At 69.0% G+C, this 18,376-nt stretch carries 15 protein-coding genes; 5 read left to right on the forward strand and 10 right to left on the reverse strand.

What is annotated here, in order from left to right; genetic code table 11:
• Positions 1 to 24: 24 nt before the first annotated feature.
• Positions 25 to 1,284, reverse strand: a complete 1,260-nt coding sequence (locus IEY84_RS10630) for an ATP-binding protein (protein ID WP_183542857.1) — start codon at positions 1,282 to 1,284, stop codon at positions 25 to 27.
• A 210-nt stretch (positions 1,285 to 1,494) separates the two neighbouring features.
• Here IEY84_RS10630 and IEY84_RS10635 point away from each other — a divergent pair, with 210 nt between their 5' ends.
• The gene (locus IEY84_RS10635) at positions 1,495 to 3,348 is read left to right on the forward strand and encodes a DEAD/DEAH box helicase (protein WP_183542859.1); all 1,854 of its coding nucleotides are present in this window, start codon (positions 1,495 to 1,497) and stop codon (positions 3,346 to 3,348) included.
• A gap of 112 nt (positions 3,349 to 3,460) precedes the next feature.
• Here the strand turns inward: IEY84_RS10635 and IEY84_RS10640 are convergent, their stop codons facing one another.
• Positions 3,461 to 4,099: a permease prefix domain 1-containing protein gene (locus tag IEY84_RS10640; RefSeq protein WP_183542861.1), complete on the reverse strand. Its 639-nt coding sequence runs from the start codon at positions 4,097 to 4,099 to the stop codon at positions 3,461 to 3,463.
• A gap of 169 nt (positions 4,100 to 4,268) precedes the next feature.
• Positions 4,269 to 4,589 carry a PadR family transcriptional regulator gene (locus tag IEY84_RS10645; protein WP_183542863.1) on the reverse strand — a complete coding sequence of 107 codons (321 nt, stop codon included), beginning with the start codon at positions 4,587 to 4,589 and terminating at the stop codon, positions 4,269 to 4,271.
• An 88-nt stretch (positions 4,590 to 4,677) separates the two neighbouring features.
• Here IEY84_RS10645 and IEY84_RS10650 point away from each other — a divergent pair, with 88 nt between their 5' ends.
• The 3 genes from IEY84_RS10650 (at position 4,678) to IEY84_RS10660 (ending at position 9,926) form a co-directional block, all read left to right on the forward strand.
• Positions 4,678 to 6,771 (forward strand): MMPL family transporter, encoded by a 2,094-nt coding sequence (locus IEY84_RS10650; protein WP_183542865.1) that lies wholly within the window; start codon positions 4,678 to 4,680, stop codon positions 6,769 to 6,771.
• Between the two features lie 136 nt (positions 6,772 to 6,907).
• The gene (locus tag IEY84_RS10655) at positions 6,908 to 7,930 is read left to right on the forward strand and encodes an SGNH/GDSL hydrolase family protein (RefSeq protein ID WP_183542867.1); all 1,023 of its coding nucleotides are present in this window, start codon (positions 6,908 to 6,910) and stop codon (positions 7,928 to 7,930) included.
• Positions 7,931 to 8,126: 196 nt separating this feature from the next.
• Positions 8,127 to 9,926 (forward strand): penicillin-binding transpeptidase domain-containing protein, encoded by a 1,800-nt coding sequence (locus IEY84_RS10660; RefSeq protein ID WP_183542869.1) that lies wholly within the window; start codon positions 8,127 to 8,129, stop codon positions 9,924 to 9,926.
• An 18-nt stretch (positions 9,927 to 9,944) separates the two neighbouring features.
• Here the strand turns inward: IEY84_RS10660 and IEY84_RS10665 are convergent, their stop codons facing one another.
• The 5 genes from IEY84_RS10665 to IEY84_RS10685 all read right to left on the reverse strand — a co-directional run bounded on the left by IEY84_RS10665 (position 9,945) and on the right by IEY84_RS10685 (position 14,598).
• Positions 9,945 to 10,586, reverse strand: a complete 642-nt coding sequence (locus tag IEY84_RS10665; protein WP_183542871.1) for an NAD-dependent epimerase/dehydratase family protein — start codon at positions 10,584 to 10,586, stop codon at positions 9,945 to 9,947.
• Between the two features lie 269 nt (positions 10,587 to 10,855).
• Entirely contained in the window at positions 10,856 to 12,367 is a 1,512-nt protein-coding gene (locus IEY84_RS10670; protein WP_183542873.1) for a flotillin family protein, read from the reverse strand.
• Positions 12,368 to 12,382: 15 nt separating this feature from the next.
• Positions 12,383 to 12,913, reverse strand: coding sequence for an NfeD C-terminal domain-containing protein (locus tag IEY84_RS10675; protein ID WP_183542875.1), 531 nt, complete (start codon positions 12,911 to 12,913; stop codon positions 12,383 to 12,385).
• 142 nt (positions 12,914 to 13,055) lie between these two features.
• Positions 13,056 to 13,826 carry a hypothetical protein gene (locus tag IEY84_RS10680; RefSeq protein WP_183542877.1) on the reverse strand — a complete coding sequence of 257 codons (771 nt, stop codon included), beginning with the start codon at positions 13,824 to 13,826 and terminating at the stop codon, positions 13,056 to 13,058.
• A 157-nt stretch (positions 13,827 to 13,983) separates the two neighbouring features.
• Complete coding sequence (locus IEY84_RS10685) at positions 13,984 to 14,598, reverse strand: pirin family protein (protein ID WP_183542879.1); 615 nt, start codon at positions 14,596 to 14,598, stop codon at positions 13,984 to 13,986.
• 84 nt (positions 14,599 to 14,682) lie between these two features.
• On the opposite strand from IEY84_RS10685, the gene IEY84_RS10690 reads away from it, so the two are divergent.
• On the forward strand, positions 14,683 to 15,933 hold the full coding sequence (locus IEY84_RS10690; RefSeq protein ID WP_229788579.1) for a glycoside hydrolase family 1 protein: 1,251 nt from the start codon (positions 14,683 to 14,685) through the stop codon (positions 15,931 to 15,933).
• 7 nt (positions 15,934 to 15,940) lie between these two features.
• On the opposite strand, the gene IEY84_RS10695 is transcribed toward IEY84_RS10690, so the two are convergent.
• Both IEY84_RS10695 and IEY84_RS10700 read right to left on the reverse strand, forming a co-directional pair.
• Positions 15,941 to 16,354: an HIT family protein gene (locus tag IEY84_RS10695; protein ID WP_183542883.1), complete on the reverse strand. Its 414-nt coding sequence runs from the start codon at positions 16,352 to 16,354 to the stop codon at positions 15,941 to 15,943.
• A 9-nt stretch (positions 16,355 to 16,363) separates the two neighbouring features.
• On the reverse strand, positions 16,364 to 18,364 hold the full coding sequence (locus IEY84_RS10700) for an NADPH-dependent 2,4-dienoyl-CoA reductase (RefSeq protein WP_183542885.1): 2,001 nt from the start codon (positions 18,362 to 18,364) through the stop codon (positions 16,364 to 16,366).
• Between the last annotated feature and the right edge of the window lie 12 nt (positions 18,365 to 18,376).

The raw sequence follows: 18,376 nt of genomic DNA on the forward strand, positions 1-18,376 counted from the left end.
TCTCCTGAGTCCGCAGGGGCCGGATCAGGGCAGCGGTCGGCCTTCCCAGAGGGCTGACACCGGGACCGCCGCGAGGCGGTCGCCGAATGGGCGGACCTCCGACCCCAGGTAGAGCACGTAGCCGGCGCGGAACTTCTCGCCGTACTTGTCACGCATCCAGGCCAGATGCTTGAACGAGTCGGTTTTGGCGGTCGCGCTGGCCTTGACCTCGATGGCGACGATGCTGCCGTCACGCTTGGTGAGGACGAAGTCGACCTCGCGGCCCTCCCGATCTCGAAAGTAGTTGAGGTTCGCTCGCGCGGTGCTGGTGGTGAGCTGGCGGGTGAGCTCGGTGAAGACGAGGGTCTCGACGAGCTGGCCGGCCTGCGGGTGTCCGGGCTCGGCGACGCTCTCGTCGACCCCCAGCAGGGACGCGGCCAACCCCGAGTCGGTCACGTAAGCCTTGGGGGTCTTGATCAGCCTAGAGCTGAGATTGGTAGACCATGCTGGAAGCCGGGCCGCGAGGAACACGATCTCGAGGTAGTTGAGGTAGTCGCGCACGGTGTTCTGTGCGAGATTCAGGCTCTTCGCCAGGTCGCCCTGAACCAGTTGGCCACCGGAGCGTGCTGCGACCAGGCCCAGCAACTGTGGCACGGCGCTCGCGTTGCGGATGTCGGCGAAGCTCGCCACGTCGCGCAGCGTCACCGTCGAGACGTAGGAGTCGAACCAGGCATCGCGGACGGACTCGGGGACACGGATCGCCTCGGGGTAGCCACCTGATCGGATCAGTTCGAAGTAGTCGTCCCGGCCCCAGGTCGAGACCAGGTCGCGAGACGCGAACGTCGCGGGGTCGAAGAGGGCCGCGGGCGTGTCGGCGACTGAGCCGGTGCGTTCGGCGGCACTCAACGGCCACAGGTCGAGGAAGACAGCACGGCCTGCCAATGACTCCGAAAGAGTCGGGACGGTCAGGAACCTGGACGACCCGGACAGGATGAACTGGCCCGGTGAGTTGTCATTGTCGGCGCACTCCTTGATGGCCAGAAGGAGATCATTTCCGCCTCGTTGGACCTCGTCGATGACCCGAGGTCGAGCGCCGAACGAGGCATAGCCGGCAGGATCCTGGCGGGCGGTGTTCAATGTTGTCGGGTCGTCCAGGGTGGCGTAGGACCCGGATCCTTCGGCGTGCAGAGTGCGGAGCAACGTCGTCTTGCCTGCTTGCCGCGGTCCGCCGACGACAACGATCCGAAACGTCCCGGTCAGCTCTCGGAGCCGGTCGAGTGCGGGACGCGGGAGGATGGCATTCACAAACCCAGCATATCCGCAGATCTGAATGCTATTGATAGATCTGCGGAGTTCTTAGGTTCAGATCTGCGGATATTTGACGTCCGCGCGGATGGTCGACGACTTGGAGCAGTGAAGCGCCGCGTACGGATCGCTTTCTTGTCGAGCGTAAGTGACGGGGCCCACCGCGCCGAGAAATGCATAGAACGTGCTATATGGGCCTACCGTTGGAGGGTGAGCACCGACCCTGAATCTGCCGTATCCACTACTCCCGCGCCCGAAGAGGCGAGCGCGCCGAGCGCGGAGGCTGAGCAGGGTCCGACGTTCGACTCACTCGGTCTCTCCGACAGCGTCCTCGGCGCGGTGAAGGCTCTCGGCTACGAGACGCCGAGCGCCATCCAGGCCGCGACGATCCCCTCGCTGCTCGAGGGGCGTGACGTCGTCGGTCTCGCGCAGACCGGCACCGGGAAGACCGCCGCGTTCGCGCTGCCGGTGCTCTCCAATCTCGACATCCATCAGAACGCGCCCCAGGCGCTGGTGCTCGCGCCGACGCGTGAGCTGGCCCTGCAGGTGTGCGAAGCGTTCGAGCGCTACGCGGCCAACCTCGACGGCGTACGCATCCTGCCGGTCTACGGCGGCCAGGGTTACGGCCCGCAGCTGACCGCGCTCCGCCGCGGCGTCCATGTCGTCGTCGGCACCCCCGGCCGGATCATGGACCACCTCGAGAAGGGCACGCTGGACCTGTCCCAGCTGCGCTTCCTGGTGCTCGACGAGGCCGACGAGATGCTCAACATGGGCTTCGCCGAGGACGTCGAGACGATCCTCGCCGAGACGCCTGAGGACAAGCAGGTCGCGCTCTTCTCCGCGACGATGCCCGCGCAGATCCGCCGGCTGTCGAAGAAGTACCTTCGCGACGCGAAGGAGATCTCGGTCAAGGCGAAGACCCAGACCGCCACGAACATCACCCAGCGCTACCTGATGGTGTCCTACCCCCAGAAGGTCGACGCGCTGACCCGCATCCTCGAGGTCGAGAACTTCGAGGGCATGATCGTCTTCACGCGCACCAAGTCCGAGACCGAGTCGCTGGCCGAGAAGCTCCGCGCGCGAGGTTTCCTGGCCACCGCGATCAACGGTGACATCGCTCAGAACCAGCGTGAGAAGACCGTCAACCAGCTCAAGGACGGCTCGCTGGACATCCTGGTCGCGACCGACGTCGCGGCCCGTGGTCTGGACGTCGAGCGGATCTCGCACGTGGTCAACTACGACCTGCCGACGGATGTCGAGGCGTACGTCCACCGCATCGGCCGCACCGGGCGCGCGGGCCGCACCGGCGACGCGATCTCGTTCGTCACCCCGCGTGAGCGGTGGCTGCTGCGCGCCATCGAGAAGCACACCAAGGCTCAGCCCGTGCAGATGCAGCTGCCGTCGGTCGACGAGGTCAACGCGACCCGCCTCTCGCGCTTCGATGACGGCATCACGGCCGCGCTCCAGGAAGCCGAGCGCATCGAGTTCTTCCGCGACGTGGTGCGCCACTACGTCGAGGAGCACGACGTCCCCGAGGTCGACGTGGCCGCCGCTCTGGCTGCCGTGCTCCACGGTGAGGAGCCGCTGCTGCTCGACCCGGAGCCGGCGAAGCCTGCCTACGACGACCGCCGCGGACGCCGTGACGACCGCGGTGGCGAGCGTGGCAGCGACCGTGGGCCCCGGCGCGAGACGGGGACGTCGCGTCACACCGGACAGCCGCTGGCGACGTACAAGATCCAGGTGGGCAAGCGCCACCGCGTCGAGCCGCGCCAGATCGTCGGCGCCATCGCCAACGAGGGCGGCCTGCGCCGTGCTGACTTCGGCAACATCTCCATCCGCAACGACTTCTCGCTCGTCGAGCTCCCCGCGGACCTGGCGCCCGAGACCTGGAAGGCGCTCGAGTCGACCCGTATCTCCGGCAAGCTCATCGAGCTCACCGAGGACTCCGGCGGCGGCCCTGTGCGTCGTTCCGGTGGTCGTTTCGACAAGGGCGGCCGACCGGGCAGCAGCTCCGACTCCGGTGAGCGTCCGCGCAAGCCTCGTCAGAAGCGCAAGTTCGACTGACCCGAGACGTCACCGCCGTCGGCCGAAGCGTCACGCGCGTCGGCCGACCGGTCACGTCGTGACGTCTCGGGCGACGGGCGTGACGCTTCGGGCGACGGGCGTGACGCTTCGGCTAGCAGGCGGCGAGGGTGCGCTGGGCCGAGAGGGCGACCAGGGCGAACGGTGCTGCCATGAGGGCGATCGCGCTGAGCGCCAAGGTCACGGTGAGGCCGCCGGTCAGGACCAGCATCGTGAAGCCGATCAACGGCACGGCCATCGCCGTGGCCAGGGACCATGCTGCGGTCAGCCGGGCCGTACGTCGCCCGATCCGCAGCCAGCGCTGACCGATCGCGGTCGCAGCCAAGGCGATGACGGCGCCGATGGCGCCTGCTGTGCCGACGTACCCGATGACGAGGTCGAGGGCATGGAACAGGCCGGTGTCCGGAGCGGTCGAGTGCGCGGTCGCGCCGAGGTCGATCCCGCCGTCCCACAGGAAGGCCTGGGGGATCATGACGAGGACGAGCAGAGCGGCCGTACGTCGGGCGGCCCCGATCGCGACGGTGTCGCGGAAGCCGGGAGCGATGACGTCGACGGCGCCGAAGTCACGGAGCGCGAGGGCTTCGGCCTCGGCGGTCGTGTAGCCCGCCCGGGTGTAGGCCTCGGTCGCATCCTCGAGGTGGTCGCCGGCCTCACGCAGCAGGTCGCGGCGGGTCCAGCTCGGGCCTGGGATGGCGGCGCGCAGGTCCGCAAGGTAGACGTCGACGGCGCTCATGGTCCCATCTTCGCCGCGGTGCGGTGTCCACCACATCAGGGAACCCCCTGAATCGAGCTCGTCGCACGTGCGATCTCGGTCACCATCACTGCCGTCTCGGCCGACGGGGATGACGTCTCGGCCGACGCGAGTGACGTCTCGGCCGACGCGAGTGACGTCTCGGCAGGGGTCAGGCCTCGCCGAGGACGCCGGAGACGACCTGGGAGAAGGTCCGCCACTCCTGGCGGTGGGCGGCGAGGGCGCTGCGGCCGGCGGAGGAGAGCTCGTAGGTGCGGCGTTTGCGGCCGCCGACCTCGGACCACGAGCTGTCGAGGTATCCCGCCTTCTCCAGACGGCGTAGGGCCGGGTAGATGGTGCCGGTGGGGAGGTCGAGCTCGCCGCCGCTGCGGGCGCTCAGGGCCTCGATGATCGCGTAGCCGTGGAGGGGCTGCTTCTCGACGACGGCCAGGATCAGCGAGTCGAGGTGGCCACGGAGTGCGTCGGCTTTCATGTAGACAGCCTACACAGTCCGGCGTACATTGCCTTCATACATGTTGCCTGGCTACCTATAGCCAGACGAGACACGACAGGAGACTTTGATGACCACACAGACGACGATGTCGAGACCCAGTCCGCTGCGGCGGCTGGCGATCTTCTCCCAACGCCATCACTGGACCGCGCTGCTGCTGTGGGTGGTCGTGCTCGTCGGCGTGACGGCCGCGGCCCAGGGCATCGGCGACGACTACCGCAACTCCTTCGACATCCCGGGGACCCAGTCCCAGGAGATGGCCGATCTCCAGGCGAAGCACGGCGAGTCGACCGGCGACGAGGTGCGCGCGGTCATCCACGACGAGCGCGGCTGGAACACCGACCAGCAGGCCGTGGACGAGCTGCTCGCCGACCTCGCCGAGGTCCCGCACGTCGAGTCCGTGGAGCCGGCGGATCCGCAGCGCGGGTCGGTGAGCGATGACGGTACGACGGCGCTGGTCACGATCGTGATGGATGCCGAGGCCGGTGAGCTCCCGACGAGCGCCTACGAGCCCTTCCTCGAGATCGCGAACGAGACGAGCACCGACGATCTCCAGGTCGAGATGGCGGGCGACTCGATGCGCGAGGTGAACGAGGGCGAGGGCGGCAGCTCGGAAGGCATCGGGATGCTCGCCGCGCTGGTGATCATGCTCTTCATGTTCGGCTCGTTCCTGGCCGCGAGCCTGCCGCTGATCACCGCGATCTTCGCGGTCGGCACGACGTTCGGCGTGGTCACGCTGCTGTCCCACGTGACCACGATCCCCGACTACACCGCGCCGATGCTGATGCTCGTCGGGCTCGGCGTCGGCATCGACTACGCCCTGCTGGTCTTCTCGCGCTATCGCAGCGAGCTGCTCGGCGGCGCCACGCGTGAGGACGCCACCTCGACCGCGATCGACACGGCCGGCCGCTCGGTCCTCTTCGCCGGCGTCAGCGTGATCCTGGCGCTGTGCGGCCTCTACGTGCTGCAGCTGACCTCGATCCAGGGCGTCGTGCTCGGCGTCGCCCTCACCGTCCTGATGACGATGCTCGCCGCGGTCACCTTGCTCCCGTCACTGCTGACGCTGTTCGGCAAGCGCCTGGAGAAGTCCGTACGCCGCCACGCGGCCCGTTCCCGCCGCGAGCCCGGCCGCCGCTGGCGTGCCTGGGCCGACGGCGTCCAGCGACACCCGTGGGCCGCGCTGATCGTCTCGTTGGTTGCTCTCGGTGCCCTCGCCTTCCCGGTCTTCAGCCTCCAGCTCGGCTTCGCCGACGCCGGCAACGACGACACGTCCTCGACCACCCGAAAGGCCTATGACCTGGTCAGCGACAAGTTCGGCCCCGGCGCCAACGGCCCGCTCGTCATCATGACCGAGGGCTCGCAGGAGCAGGCGGGCGCGGCGTACGAGGAGCTCCAGACGTACGCAGGTGTGGCCGCCGTGACGCCGCCGCGGCCGTCTGCCGACGGTGCGGTGTTCACGTCGATCGCCTTCCCGGAGACCGGTCCGCAGGACCCTGAGACCACCGAGCTGGTGAAGGATCTCCGGAAGGATCTCGGCGGCGACGTGCTCGTGGGCGGCTCGACCGCGGCGCTGATCGACTACTCGGACGCGGTCGCGAAGAAGCTGCCGCTCTTCATCGGGCTGGTCGTCGGGCTCTCCGCGCTGCTGCTGATGTGCGTCTTCCGCTCCGTCGCTGTGGCGATCAAGGCGGCGATCCTCAACCTCATCTCGATCGGTGCCTCGATGGGCGCGATGACGTACGTCTTCCAGGAGGGGCTGCTCGGGGTCGAGCCCGGTCCGATCGAGGCGTTCCTGCCGGTGATGACCTTCGCGATCGTCTTCGGGCTCTCGATGGACTACGAGGTCTTCCTGATCTCGCGGATGCGCGAGGAGTGGCTGCGCAGCGGCGACGCCCAAGAGGCGGTGCGGGAGGGACTGGCGCACACCGGTGGCGTCATCACCGCGGCTGGCGCGATCATGGTCGTGGTCTTCGGTGCCTTCTGGTTCAGCCCGGACCGGATGCTGCAGGAGATGGGCTTCGTGATGGCGGTCGCGGTGCTCTTGGATGCGGTCGTGGTGCGATGCCTCGTCGTGCCCGCGGTGATGCGGCTGCTCGGGACCCGTGCTTGGTGGCTGCCGAGGTGGCTCGACCGGATCCTGCCGCGGCTGCAGCACGTCGACTGAACGCTGCGCTGCGATCTCTGAGCGGATTCCGGACGGTTACTTGGACGTGAAACAAATTTCCTGCGGGCGGACGTAAGGGCGCGTACAACCGAAGAGGAGGGCCGCCACCGGTGGCCCCTGGCTTTCGGGAGTTGCCATGAACGGTTCGATCTTCCGCCTGTCCAAAGTCCGCCTCGCGGTCTCCCTCACCTCCATCGCCCTTCTCGGCGCCGGCCTCGCCGTCGCCCCAGGCTCCCCGGCTTCAGCAGCCGGGGAGCCTTACGTCGCGCTCGGCGACTCGTACTCATCCGGGGTGGGCACCCGCAGCTACATCGCCGACGGCAGCCAGTGCAAACGGTCGACCCTGGCGTACCCGAGCCTGGTCGCCGCGGCGAAGAGCTACAGCCTCAACTTCCGCGCCTGCTCGGGCGCGGTCGTCGCCGACGTCATCAACAGCCAGCTCAGCGCGCTGTCCGCCTCCACCCGCTACGTGACGATCTCGGTCGGCGGCAACGACGCCGGCTTCGCCGACGTGGTCACCGAGTGTGCTCTCCCCGCCTGGGCGAGCGACTGCGCGGCAGCGGTCGCGGGGGCGCAGAACTACATCCGCAACACCCTCTCCGGCAGTCTCGGGACGCTCTACTCCCGGATCCGATCGGCGGCGCCCAACGCCAAGGTGGTGGTCGTGGGCTACCCGAAGCTGTTCATGGGTGAGGACTGCAACGCCCTGACCTGGTTCAGCCCGCAGGACGAAGCGATCCTCAACGACACCGCGGTTCTTCTCAACAACACCACGGCCTCGCGGGCGAGCGCTGCCGGGTTCACCTTCACGAACCCGATCAGCCGGTTCACCGGGCACGCCGTCTGTGACGACGTCGAGTGGATCAACGGGCTCTCCAACCCGATCGAGGAGTCCTACCACGCCAATGCCGCCGGTCATCGCGACGGCTACACGCCTCTGGTGAGCTCGCCGCTCACCGGTGCCGCTGTCACCGCGACGCCGGCCGTGGTGGCCGCCGCCGAGGCGACCGGCTCCGCGCAGGCCGTCAAGCAGAGGAAGTACGCCGCGCTCGACCGCCACATCGAGCCGAAGGTGTTCCAGCCGCCGACCCGGGAGCGGCTGCAGAAGCTCGCTGACCAGCGCGGGGTGGACCTGGACGCCTGGCTGGCGACGCACTGACCGGTCGGTTGTGAAGCCGAGCGCGGCCCACTGGTCACTCTCGGCTTCACAACCTCCGCGTTGGAGGCGTGTAACCCAATCTTGGGGGCGAGGCTGATAGAACCGTCCCATGCGAGTTTCCCGGGGCATAGCGGCCCTTGCTGTTGCCTTACCGCTGCTTGCGGCCTGCGGCGGGGCCGAGGAGCCGGGTCCCAGCATGTCGACCCTGACCACGGCTCTGGAGAGCGGCACGTTCACGAAGGTCGACTTCGTCGCGAAGACCGATCCCGCCGATGTCGCCGACGACTACAGCGATCTGACCGGCAACCTGTTCGGAAAGCTCGGGGCGCCAGACGTGTCCGCGACCAAGCCGACCTTCACCGGCCATGGCACCGACAGCGCGAAGTCCACGCTCACCTGGGCGTGGGGCTTGCCGGGCGGCCGGTGGACCTACGAGTCGGAGGTCGAGCTGCGCAAGACCGGTGAGAAGTGGCAGTTCGTCTGGGAGCCGACGGTCGTCGCCCCGGCACTCGCCGAGGGACGCAGCCTGCACGTCGAGACCGTCCAGCAGCAGCGTGGCGAGATCCTGAGCACGTCGGGGGCGACCCTGGTCGCCGACCGGCCGGTCGTCACGGTGGGCATCGACAAGACCCTGATCGACCCGATCGCCGCACCGGCAGCCGCCCGGGACGTCGCCGCGATCGTCGGCATCAACCCGAAGCGCTACGCGAAGCGCGTCAAAGCAGCCGGGGACAAGGCGTTCGTCGAGGCGCTCTCGGTCCGCAAGCCGATGATGACGAAGGCCAAGACTGACAAGATCGCCAAGATCAAGGGCGCCGCGATGCTCAACCGGACCCTTCCGCTCGGTCCGACCAAGGAGTTCGCCTCACCGGTCGTCGGCATCGTCGGTGAGGTGACTGCCGAGATGATGAAGAAGAACCCCGGGACCTATCTCCCGGGTGATCTAGCCGGCCTCTCCGGGCTCCAGGCACGCTACGACGGTCAGCTTCGGGGGAAGCCCGGGCTGCAGGTCGCGGTCCTCGGCGACGAGGGCGAGGTGCTCAAGAAGCTCTACAGCACCGACCCGATCGACGGGAAGTCACTCACCGTCACCCTCGATGCGCGGCTGCAGAAGAGTGCCGAGAAGATCCTCAAGCGGGTCGAGCCGGAGAGTGCGCTGGTCGCGATCCGGCCCAGCGACGGCGCCGTGCTGGTCGCCGCCAACGGCGCGGACAACAAGATGAACCTGGCGACCTACGGCCAGTCCGCTCCGGGATCGACCTTCAAGGCGGCGACCACGCTGGCCCTGCTCCGTAAGGGCCTCAACGCCAAGAGCCAGGTCAGCTGCCCCGCCAAGGCCACCGTCGACGGCAAGACGTTCAAGAACGACTCGTGGTACCCGAAGTCCGGCCTGGGCGAGATCACGCTCGCCCACGCCGTCGCCGAGTCCTGCAACACCGCGATGGTCGGTGCGGCGGACGAGGTCGGCCACGCCGAGATCGCCTCGGCCGCTGCGTCGCTGGGCTTCGGGATCGACCGCGACGCCGGCTTCACCTCCTACTTCGGCCAGATCCCCGAGCCCGCAGGCGAGACCGAGCACGCTGCCGACCTGATCGGTCAGGGTAAGGTGCTCGCCTCACCGCTGGTGATGGCCGCCGTCATCGGCTCCATCCAGGCCGGCCAGACCGTGGTCCCGAACCTCGTCCAGGGTCAGGTCGCCAAGCCGTCGGGAGTGGAGCCGCTGGCCCCGGCAGAGGCCGACCAACTGCGTACGATCTTCCGGGGCGTGGTCACCGACGGCACCGGCAGGGGCCTGGCCGATGTGCCGGGCAAGCCGGTGATCGCCAAGACCGGCACTGCCGAGTTCGACCGCAACGGCAAGCGTCTGACCCACACCTGGATGATCGCAGCGCAAGGTGACCTGGCCGTGGCCGTCTACGTCGACGAGGGCGAGAACGGCGCATCCACCTCGGGCCCGCTCGTCGAGGCGTTCCTGCGGATGGCCAACGAGCGTTAGGACGCGCCCTAGGTCACCTCACCGCGAGGTGACGGCGTCGTCGGTTATCGTGACGATCCCGCCTGGCCGGTCCAGCTCGGTCATCGTGCGCCCAGCGGCGTCGTCGACATGGATGCGAGGGCCGGCGGGCTGGGCGTCGGGGTAGAACGTCCCGGGGCCGTAGAACTGGCCGTAGCGCAGCACCGTGCCGCCGTGGCCCAGCACGGCGTCCTCGAGAGTCCGGACCGCGTCAGCACCCTCGCCTGGTGGCAGTTCCCAGGCCACGCTCTGTGCGAGGAGTCGTGTGCAGCCCGCGGCTGTGGCTGCAGCGATGAGGTTGCGTGTCCCTTCGATCCGGATGCGCGCGTTGTCTGCTCGCCGCTCCGGCAGCTCCTCGGCGGTATCGGGCAGGTCGGTGAGCTGGTGGAGGATCAGGTCGGGCCGGAAGGCCGCCACCGCGGTGGTGAGAGTGTCGGCGTCATAGACGTCGCACAGCACGGGCTCGGCACCGAGCTCTCGGACCAGGTCGATCTTCGCCGCGGTGCGGGTCATCCCGGCCACGGTGTGGCCGGCGCCGGCGAGCAGGGTCACCAGGCGTGATCCGATCACTCCGGTGGCGCCGGCGACGAAGACTCGCAGGACCGGCGCGTGCGGGGACGCCGTGGTCGATCGGTCGTTCATGCGAGCACGGTACCGCCGAAATGAGATGTGGCCCGGCCGTGAGGCCGGGCCACATTCAATTCTCTCGGTGTCCCTCTACCGACGGGGGGAACAGTAGAGAGACCAGAGAGGCGAGCCTGGCGGCCTTTCGGCCGCGAGGCCCGGTCGAGGCTTGGAGTGCTCCCTCCCTACGTCGACGTGGATACATAACCAGACTTGTTCCTGGCTGTCACGTCTATGCCCCTTTTCAACAGGATTGGTGACCGGGGCGTTGGCAACGTGTGGATCGGTCAGCTCGGCAGCTCGGCGGTGGGAACCGTCGCGGAGCCGTTCTCGCCGTTCGCGGACGTCGCCTTGCGAAGCATCGCCCCGAGGTCGATGCCCGTGGTCGTCTGCAGCATGTTGAGGGTCTGGACGACGTTGTCGTTGACCTGCTTCGGGATGGCGCCGGCGCCCTCGGTGGAGAGCACGGTGAGGTTGTCGATCGCGCTGATCGGCGCGGCGACCTCCTTGGCGACCCGGGGCAGGACCTCGATGAGCATCTGCAGCACAGCGGCCTCGTTGTAGGACTCGAACGCCGCAGCCCGCTTCTCCATCGCCTCGGCCTCGGCGTGACCGACGGCCAGGGTGGCGGCAGCGCTCGCCTCGCCCTCGGCACGGGTGGCCTCGGCGCCGGCCAGACGCAGCGCCTTCTGCGCGTCACCGCGCCGGGCACCCTCGATGGCCTCGGCCTCGGCCAGAGCGGCACGGCGGGCCTTCTCCGCCTCACCGCTGAGCCGGGCCTGCTCGGCGTCGGCCTCGGCCGCGGCGATGGTGGCCGCCTTGCGGGCCTCCGCGGCGGCGATCTCGGAGCTGCGGCGAGCCTCCGCCTCCTGCTCGACGCGATAGCGCTCGGCATCTGCGGGCTTGCGGACCTGCGTCTCGAGCTGTCGCTCGGTCAGCGCCGCCTGGCGTACGGCGACCTTCTCCTGCTCGAGGAGGATGGCCTGGTCGCGGTCGGCCTGGGCCAGCGGCCCCGAGGCGGCGGCGGTGGCACTGGCGGCGTCGGTCTCGGCCTTGATCTCGGCCTGCTTGAGGGCGAGCGCGCGCTGAGCGACCGCGATCTCCTCCTCGGCCTTGATCCGGGCCTGCTCGGCGGCACGCCGGGCCTCCGCCTCGGCGATCGAGGCTGCCTGGGTGATGCGGGCGGCCTCCGGACGGCCGAGGTTGGCCAGGTAGGAGCCGTCGTCGGTGACGTCCTGGATCTGGAAGGTGTCCAGGATCAGGCCCTGACCGGTGAGCGACGACTCCGACTCGTCGGCGACGCGCTGGGCGAAGGCGGCCCGGTCACGGATGATCTGCTCGACGGTCAGGCCGCCCACGATGGACCGCAGCGCGCCGGCGAGCACCTCCTGCGTGAACGGCTCGATCTCCTCCTGCTGGGAGAGGAAGCGCTGTGCGGAGAGCCGGATCTGGTCGGCGTTGCCGCCCACCTTCACGATCGCGACACCTTCCAGGTTGAGCTTGATGCCCTGCCCGGAGACCGCACCGCGGATCTGGACCGAGATCCGGCGCGAGGAGAGGTCCATCGTCGCCAGCTTCTGGACGAACGGCACCACGAAGACGCCGCCACCGAGCACGACCTTCTGGCCGGACAGGTCGGTGGTGAGCTGGCCGGTCTCGGGGTTGAGGACCGCCTTGCCCTTGCGCCCCGTGACGATGAAGGCCTGGTTGGGTCCCGCGACCTTGTAGCGGCTGGTCACCAGCAGGAGAATCAGGATGAGAAGTACGACGAGGCCGGCGATCGGCACCAGCAGTTCCATGGGGACCCCTTCAGGTCAGGAGGTGATCTCGCGCCACGTCGGCGCGACGGTGACTGCCGTCGGTGAGAGGACACCGGTCACGTGCACGGCGGTGCCGGGCGCGATCTCCTCGTCGTTGTCGGGTGCCTTGGCGTTGTAGGTCACCGTGTGGCCCCCGAGGGCGACCCGCACCACGCCGAACCCGCCGGCTGGGATCGTGGTGATCACGGCAGCATCCAGCCCGACAGCAGCGTCTCCCGAAGGTGCCGTGTCGGTCTGGTCTTCCTTCAGCAGCTGGGTCAACCACAGCGCGAACCAGGCGAAGAGTGCTCCGACGACGGAACCGGTCACGATGGACGGCACCAGGGTCAACCCCAGCGGGCCGTACGCGATCGCACCGCCGAACCCGAAGGCCGACACGAACCCGGCCAGCGCCGCGGTCGAGTACCAGTCGCCGGAAAGCCAGTCCAGCAGGCCGTCGAGGAAGCCGTCGAGCAGATCGCCGATCACCAGCGACACCAGCAGGAGGCCCAGCCCGACGGCTCCGATGATCAGGAACGTCGTCAAGCCATCCTCCACACTGAGCAGCAGTCTTGGGCGGACCCTATCCCTCCGGGAGGGAACCTGTCCGCGCTTTATCTCCGTAGAGCCAAAGAGATGCCACCTGGTGAACGTTCACCAGGTGGCATCGCTGGTTCCAGCGGTCGGATCAGCCGGCCACAGGGACGAAGGTCACGTCCGCGGAGACCGTGTAGTTGCCCGAGCCGTTCGCGCTCGTGTCGGCGTTGTAGCCGAAGGCGTACACCTTGACGTCGAGGCCGCCCGCGGGGACGGTGACGTAGCGGGTGGAGGAGGCCGTCTGCTCGAGGTTGCCGGTGGCCGGGAACTCACCGGTGAAGGCCGTGCCGAAGTCGAGGCCCCACTGCGTGCCGTCCAGGCCGCGAACTGCCAGCTGCAGCACGGGGGTGGAGGAAGCGGAGTTGTCGACCCGGTCGAAGAAGCCGTAGGCGTTGACCAGGTACTTGCCCGCCTCGAGGTGGGTCGAGCCCACCTCGGTCTTCCTGGTGGCGAAGGACCCACCGATGTTGGCGATGGGCGTCGCCGTGGAGTTCACGGACTTCGCGGTGACGACGCCGTCCTTGCCGGGCGCACCGGTGTCGCCCTTGTCGCCCTTGTCGCCCTTGGCGCCCCGCAGGCCCTTCTCGGTGGCGTCGTTGATGTCGGCGCCGGTGATCGTCCCGTTGCGGATCTCCGAGGTGCCGACGCCGTTCTCGGCGACGTCACCGGAGGTGATGGACTGGTCGCGGATCTCGGAGCTGGCGACCCCGGCGGCGCCGATGTCGCGCGACTGGATCGTCTGGTCGGCGATCTGGGCCGAGGTGATCTGCGCAGCTGCGTACGCACCGCCACCGCCGAAGATCGCCGCGGTGGTCGCTGCGATGACGATGGTCGGGACCTGTCCCATGAGCTTCTTGAACATGATTCTCCTTTGAACCCGGGTTCGAATGTCGAGGGGGCCGGGTACTTCGAGAGCCGGCCTGCGGATCAACCTGTCCCCAGAGTTAAGAATCGCGTTCTGAACCCCGTGCTCATCCCACAAACTGGGTATGAGGGGCGTCAGCGCGCGCAGCCGCGCGCTAGTCGAAGCACCAGAGCAGAAGCTCGGTCGGTACGCCCGCACTGACCGTGAACTCCGGAGGCAGGTCCTCGCCTGCGGTCACCTCGAACGCGTCGCCGGCGGAGAGCGGCTCGGCCATACCGCTGCGCAGCAGAGCGCCGGAGGCGATGTGGAGGTGGCGGAGCCGGGCCTCGGGGAGAGTGATCTCGGCCGGTCCGGCGGTGCCGATGCGGGCGACGTACAGCCTCCCGGCGGGCAGCGTCACGGCTTCGGTCCACTCACCCTCGCGGACGTCGACGTCGTGAACGGCGTACGCCGGTGCGCCGGTGCTGCCGGCGACCCAGGCCTGGATGAACCGCGTGCTGGCCGCCGAGGCGAACTCGGAGTGGTCGACACCGTCACCGGTGGTGAAGACGCCGACCTGGCCGGGAGAGACGGTCCCGGTGGCCCCGGTCGAGTCGGTGTGGGTCACCTCGCCGGACAACGGCCAGGTGACGATCGTGACGCCGGCATGGTGGTGGGTGTCGAACCCCTCGCCGTCGCGCAGCAGGTGCTCGTCGTACGTCACGATCGGGCCGAAGCCGATGCGTTCGGGGTCGTAGTGGGGACCGAAAGAATAGGTGTGCCAGGTCATTTTTCCTGGTCTGAGGCCGGGTGGGCGCTCTGTGAATCGGGCGGTTCCTCGGCGAATCTGGGCAGTCACAGTCATGATTGTGCCGTGGCGTTTCCCAAGTTCCCGACTGGCTTCCTGTTCGGCACTGCAGACGCCACCCGGCCGGGGGGCGAGCAGGACGTTGCGCTGCTCACGCGTCTCGGTGCGCCGGGATACAGGTTTGCGGTCTCCTGGCGTGAGCTCCAGCCGGGTGGTCGTGGTGCCGTCGATCCGGATGCCCGCGCTCGTTATGACCGCCTGGTCGACGAGCTGCTGGAGGCCGGGCTGCGCCCGTCGGCCACCCTCTACGCCGGCGAGCTTCCCGAGGCGCTGGCCGCCGACGGTGGCTGGCTCAACCGCGCCACGGTCGATGCGTTCGGTGAGTACGCCCAGACGGTCGTCGACCTGATCGGCGACCGGGTCCCGGAGTGGGTTCCGGTCCAGGACCCCAACGTCGCCGGCTACCTCGGCTACGGGCTCGGCACGATCGCCCCGGGACGCCGCGCGGGCTGGGGAGTCGTCGCGGCGATGCACCACCTGCTCCTCGCCCACGGCCGCGGAGTCCAGGTGCTGCGCGCGGCCGGGGTCGAATCTGTCGGGTGCGCCAACCACCACGAGCCGATCTGGCCGCTCTCCGAGGATCCTGCCGACGTCGGTGCGGCCAAGCTCGTCGACCTGGCCTGGAACGCGGTGCCTCTGGAGGCGATGCTGATGGGGCGCTACCCACGCGACCTCGCCGACCTCGCTGACGACGTCGTGATGCCCGGTGACATGGCGGTGATCCGCTCGCCCCTGGACTTCTACGGGGTCAACTTCTTCGCGCCGCAGCGCATCGGCGCCTCAGCGGAGGGCGACGAGATCCCGTTCCGGATGGTGCCGCTGGTCGGTCACCCCGCCACCGACACCGGTTGGGGTGTGGTGCCGACCGCTCTGCGGGAGTGGCTGATCATCACCCGCTCGCGCTATCGCGCCGCGATGCCGCCGATCGTGGTGACCGAGTGCGGTGCTGCGTACGACGCTCCGCTGGTCGACGGCGAGGTCGACGACCAGGCCCGGATCGACTATCTCGAGGCACACCTGGAAGCCGTCTCGGCCGCGATCGAGCGCGGCGTCGACGTACGCGGCTTCTACGCCTACACCCTGCTCGACCGCGAGGGCTGGGAGGCGCCGTTCACCGGCAAGGACTGGGAGGACGGCGTGGGCGGGAAGTACGGCCTGGTGCACGTCGACGCTGCCGGGGTGCGCACGCCGAAGCGGTCTTTTGCGTGGTACGCCGACCTGGTCGCCGCCCACGCCGAGGGCGCCCCGACGGGCTGACGGGAGCTCAGAAGGCGAGCTTCTCGCCGATCGCCTTGATCGCATCCGTGTCTCCCGGATGCGGCACCCAGGGGAGCGTGAGCGAGTCCTTGGTCTTGTCGGTGTAGCGCGGGATCACGTGGAAGTGCAGGTGGAACACCGTCTGCCACGCGGCCGGCCCGCAGTTGTTGAGCACGTTGACACCGTCCGCCTGCAGCACGTCGACGGCCCGCTTCGCAACCGCCTGGGCGGCCTTCGCCGTCGCAACGTAGACCGCGGGGTCGGACTCCAGGACGTCCTTGGTGTGCGTCTTCGGCACCACCACCGTGTGGCCCTCGGCCGCCGGGGCGATGTCCATGAAGGCGTACGTTTCGTCGTCCTCGTAGACCTTCGTCGAGGGGATGTTGCCCGCGACGATGTTGCAGAACAGGCAGTCACTCATGCCGGAAGGCTACAGCCCCGCGGCGACCTCGGTGCCCTGCAGGATGGCACGCTTCGCGTCGAGCTCGGCAGCGACGTCGGCGCCGCCGATCAGGTGCCAGTGCTCCCGCTCGGTCCACAGATCGCGCACCGATTCCTGACCCGCGCAGAGGATCACGTGGTCGACCTCGAGCATGTGGGGCTCACCGTCGACGGCGTAGTGGAGGGTGACGGAGTCCTCGCCGGCCTCGATCTTGTCGTACGTCGCTCCCCGGACCTGCGTGACGCCGTCCTGCTTGAGGTGGGCGCGGTGGGCCCAGCCGGACGTCTTGCCCAACCCGATCCCGATCGGCGTGGCCTTGCGCTGCAGCAGGGTGACCTGGCGGGCGGGCGCCTCCAGGACCGGCCTGGTCAGCCCGCCGCGGAAGGTCGCCGGGTCGCCGACGCCCCAGCGGGCCTTCCACTCGTCCAGGGTCTCGGGCCGGTGGGTCAGCCAGGCGGAGACGTCGACGCCGATGCCGCCGGCGCCGATGACGGCGACGCGACGGCCCGGGACGACCCGGCCGGCGAGCACGTCCGCGTACGTCACGACTCGGTCGTCCTCGGAGCCAGCGATCGGCGGGACCCGCGGGGTGACGCCGGTGGAGATGATGACGTGGTCGAAGGGCTCGAGGTCGGCGGTGGTGGCCTCGGTGTCGAGCCGCACCTCGACCCCCAGCACCTCCAGTCGGCGGGTGAAGTAGCGCAGGGTGTCCTTGAAGTCTTCCTTGCCCGGCACCGCCATGGCGAGGCGGAACTGGCCTCCGAGCTGCGAGGACTTCTCGAACAGGGTCACCGAGAAGCCGCGCTCGGCGGCTGAGGTGGCGGCGGCGAGGCCGGCCGGGCCGGCGCCGACGACGGCCACGGTCTGCTTGAGCTTGGTCGGCGCGAGCACCAGGACCGTCTCGCGCGCCGCGCGCGGGTTGACCAGGCAGGACGCGGCCTTGTTGGCGAAGGCGTGGTCTAAGCAGGCCTGGTTGCAGGCGATGCAGGTGTTGATCTCGTCGGTGCGGCCCTCGGCGGTCTTCTTGGCGAACTCGGGGTCGGCCAGCAGCGGGCGGGCCATCGAGACCAAGTCGGCCTTGCCCTCGGCGATCGCCGACTCGGCGAGCTCGGGGGTGTTGATCCGGTTGGAGGCGCAGACCGGCACGCTGACCTCGGCCTTGAGGCGGGCGGTCATGTCCAGCCACGCGCCGCGAGGGACCTGGGTGATGATGGTGGGCACGCGGGCCTCGTGCCAGCCGATGCCGGTGTTGAGGACCGATACCCCGGCGTCCTGGAGCGCGTAGGCGAGCTCGATCGTCTCCTCCCACGTCTGGCCGTCCTCGACCAGGTCGAGGATCGAGAGCCGGAAGATGATCGGGAAGTCGTCACCGACCAGCTCGCGGGACCGGCGCACGATCTCGACCGGGAACCTCATCCGGTTGGTCGTGGTGCCGCCCCAGCGGTCCTCGCGCTGGTTGGTCCGCTCCGCGAGGAACTGGTTGATCAGGTATCCCTCGGACCCCATGATCTCGACGGCGTCGTAGCCGGCCCGCTTCGCCAGCGCCACGCTCTTGGCGTAGTCGGTCACGGTCGCGTCCACGGCCTTGTCGGAGAGGGCGGCAGGCTTGAACGGGTTGATCGGCGCCTGGATGGCCGAGGCGCTGACCGAGAACGGGGTGTAGGCGTAACGGCCCGCGTGCAGCACCTGCATCGCGATCGCGCCGCCTTCCTCGTGCACCGCCGCGGTGACTCGACGGTGCTGGGCGGCGTGCAGCCGGGAGCTCATCTCGCTCGCGAAGGGCTTGAGCCAGCCGCGCTTGTTGGGGGCGTAGCCGCCGGTGATGATCAGCCCGGTGCCGCCGCGTGCGCGCTCGGCGAAGTAGGCCGCCAGCTTGGGGATGTCCCACGCGTGGTCCTCGAGACCGGTGTGCATCGACCCCATCACCACCCGGTTGCGCAGCGTGAGCGACCCGATGGTGAGCGGGGAGAGCAGGGATTCGTACGCCATGGGCAGACATGC

This window comes from Nocardioides albus, assembly GCF_014648255.1.
In the GTDB taxonomy this organism is placed as follows: Bacteria; Actinomycetota; Actinomycetes; order Propionibacteriales; family Nocardioidaceae; genus Nocardioides; species Nocardioides albus.

Bases quoted from the DNA above. Each gene is read 5' to 3' on its own strand.
- IEY84_RS10640 (WP_183542861.1), bottom strand. From the start codon at position 4,099: ATGAGCGCCGTCGACGTCTACCTTGCGGACCTGCGCGCCGCCATCCCA.
- IEY84_RS10645 (WP_183542863.1), bottom strand. From the start codon at position 4,589: ATGAAAGCCGACGCACTCCGTGGCCACCTCGACTCGCTGATCCTGGCC.
- IEY84_RS10650 (WP_183542865.1), top strand. From the start codon at position 4,678: ATGACCACACAGACGACGATGTCGAGACCCAGTCCGCTGCGGCGGCTG.
- IEY84_RS10655 (WP_183542867.1), top strand. From the start codon at position 6,908: ATGAACGGTTCGATCTTCCGCCTGTCCAAAGTCCGCCTCGCGGTCTCC.
- IEY84_RS10660 (WP_183542869.1), top strand. From the start codon at position 8,127: ATGTCGACCCTGACCACGGCTCTGGAGAGCGGCACGTTCACGAAGGTC.
- IEY84_RS10665 (WP_183542871.1), bottom strand. From the start codon at position 10,586: ATGAACGACCGATCGACCACGGCGTCCCCGCACGCGCCGGTCCTGCGA.
- IEY84_RS10670 (WP_183542873.1), bottom strand. From the start codon at position 12,367: ATGGAACTGCTGGTGCCGATCGCCGGCCTCGTCGTACTTCTCATCCTG.
- IEY84_RS10680 (WP_183542877.1), bottom strand. From the start codon at position 13,826: ATGTTCAAGAAGCTCATGGGACAGGTCCCGACCATCGTCATCGCAGCG.
- IEY84_RS10685 (WP_183542879.1), bottom strand. From the start codon at position 14,598: ATGACCTGGCACACCTATTCTTTCGGTCCCCACTACGACCCCGAACGC.
- IEY84_RS10695 (WP_183542883.1), bottom strand. From the start codon at position 16,354: ATGAGTGACTGCCTGTTCTGCAACATCGTCGCGGGCAACATCCCCTCG.
- IEY84_RS10700 (WP_183542885.1), bottom strand. From the start codon at position 18,364: ATGGCGTACGAATCCCTGCTCTCCCCGCTCACCATCGGGTCGCTCACG.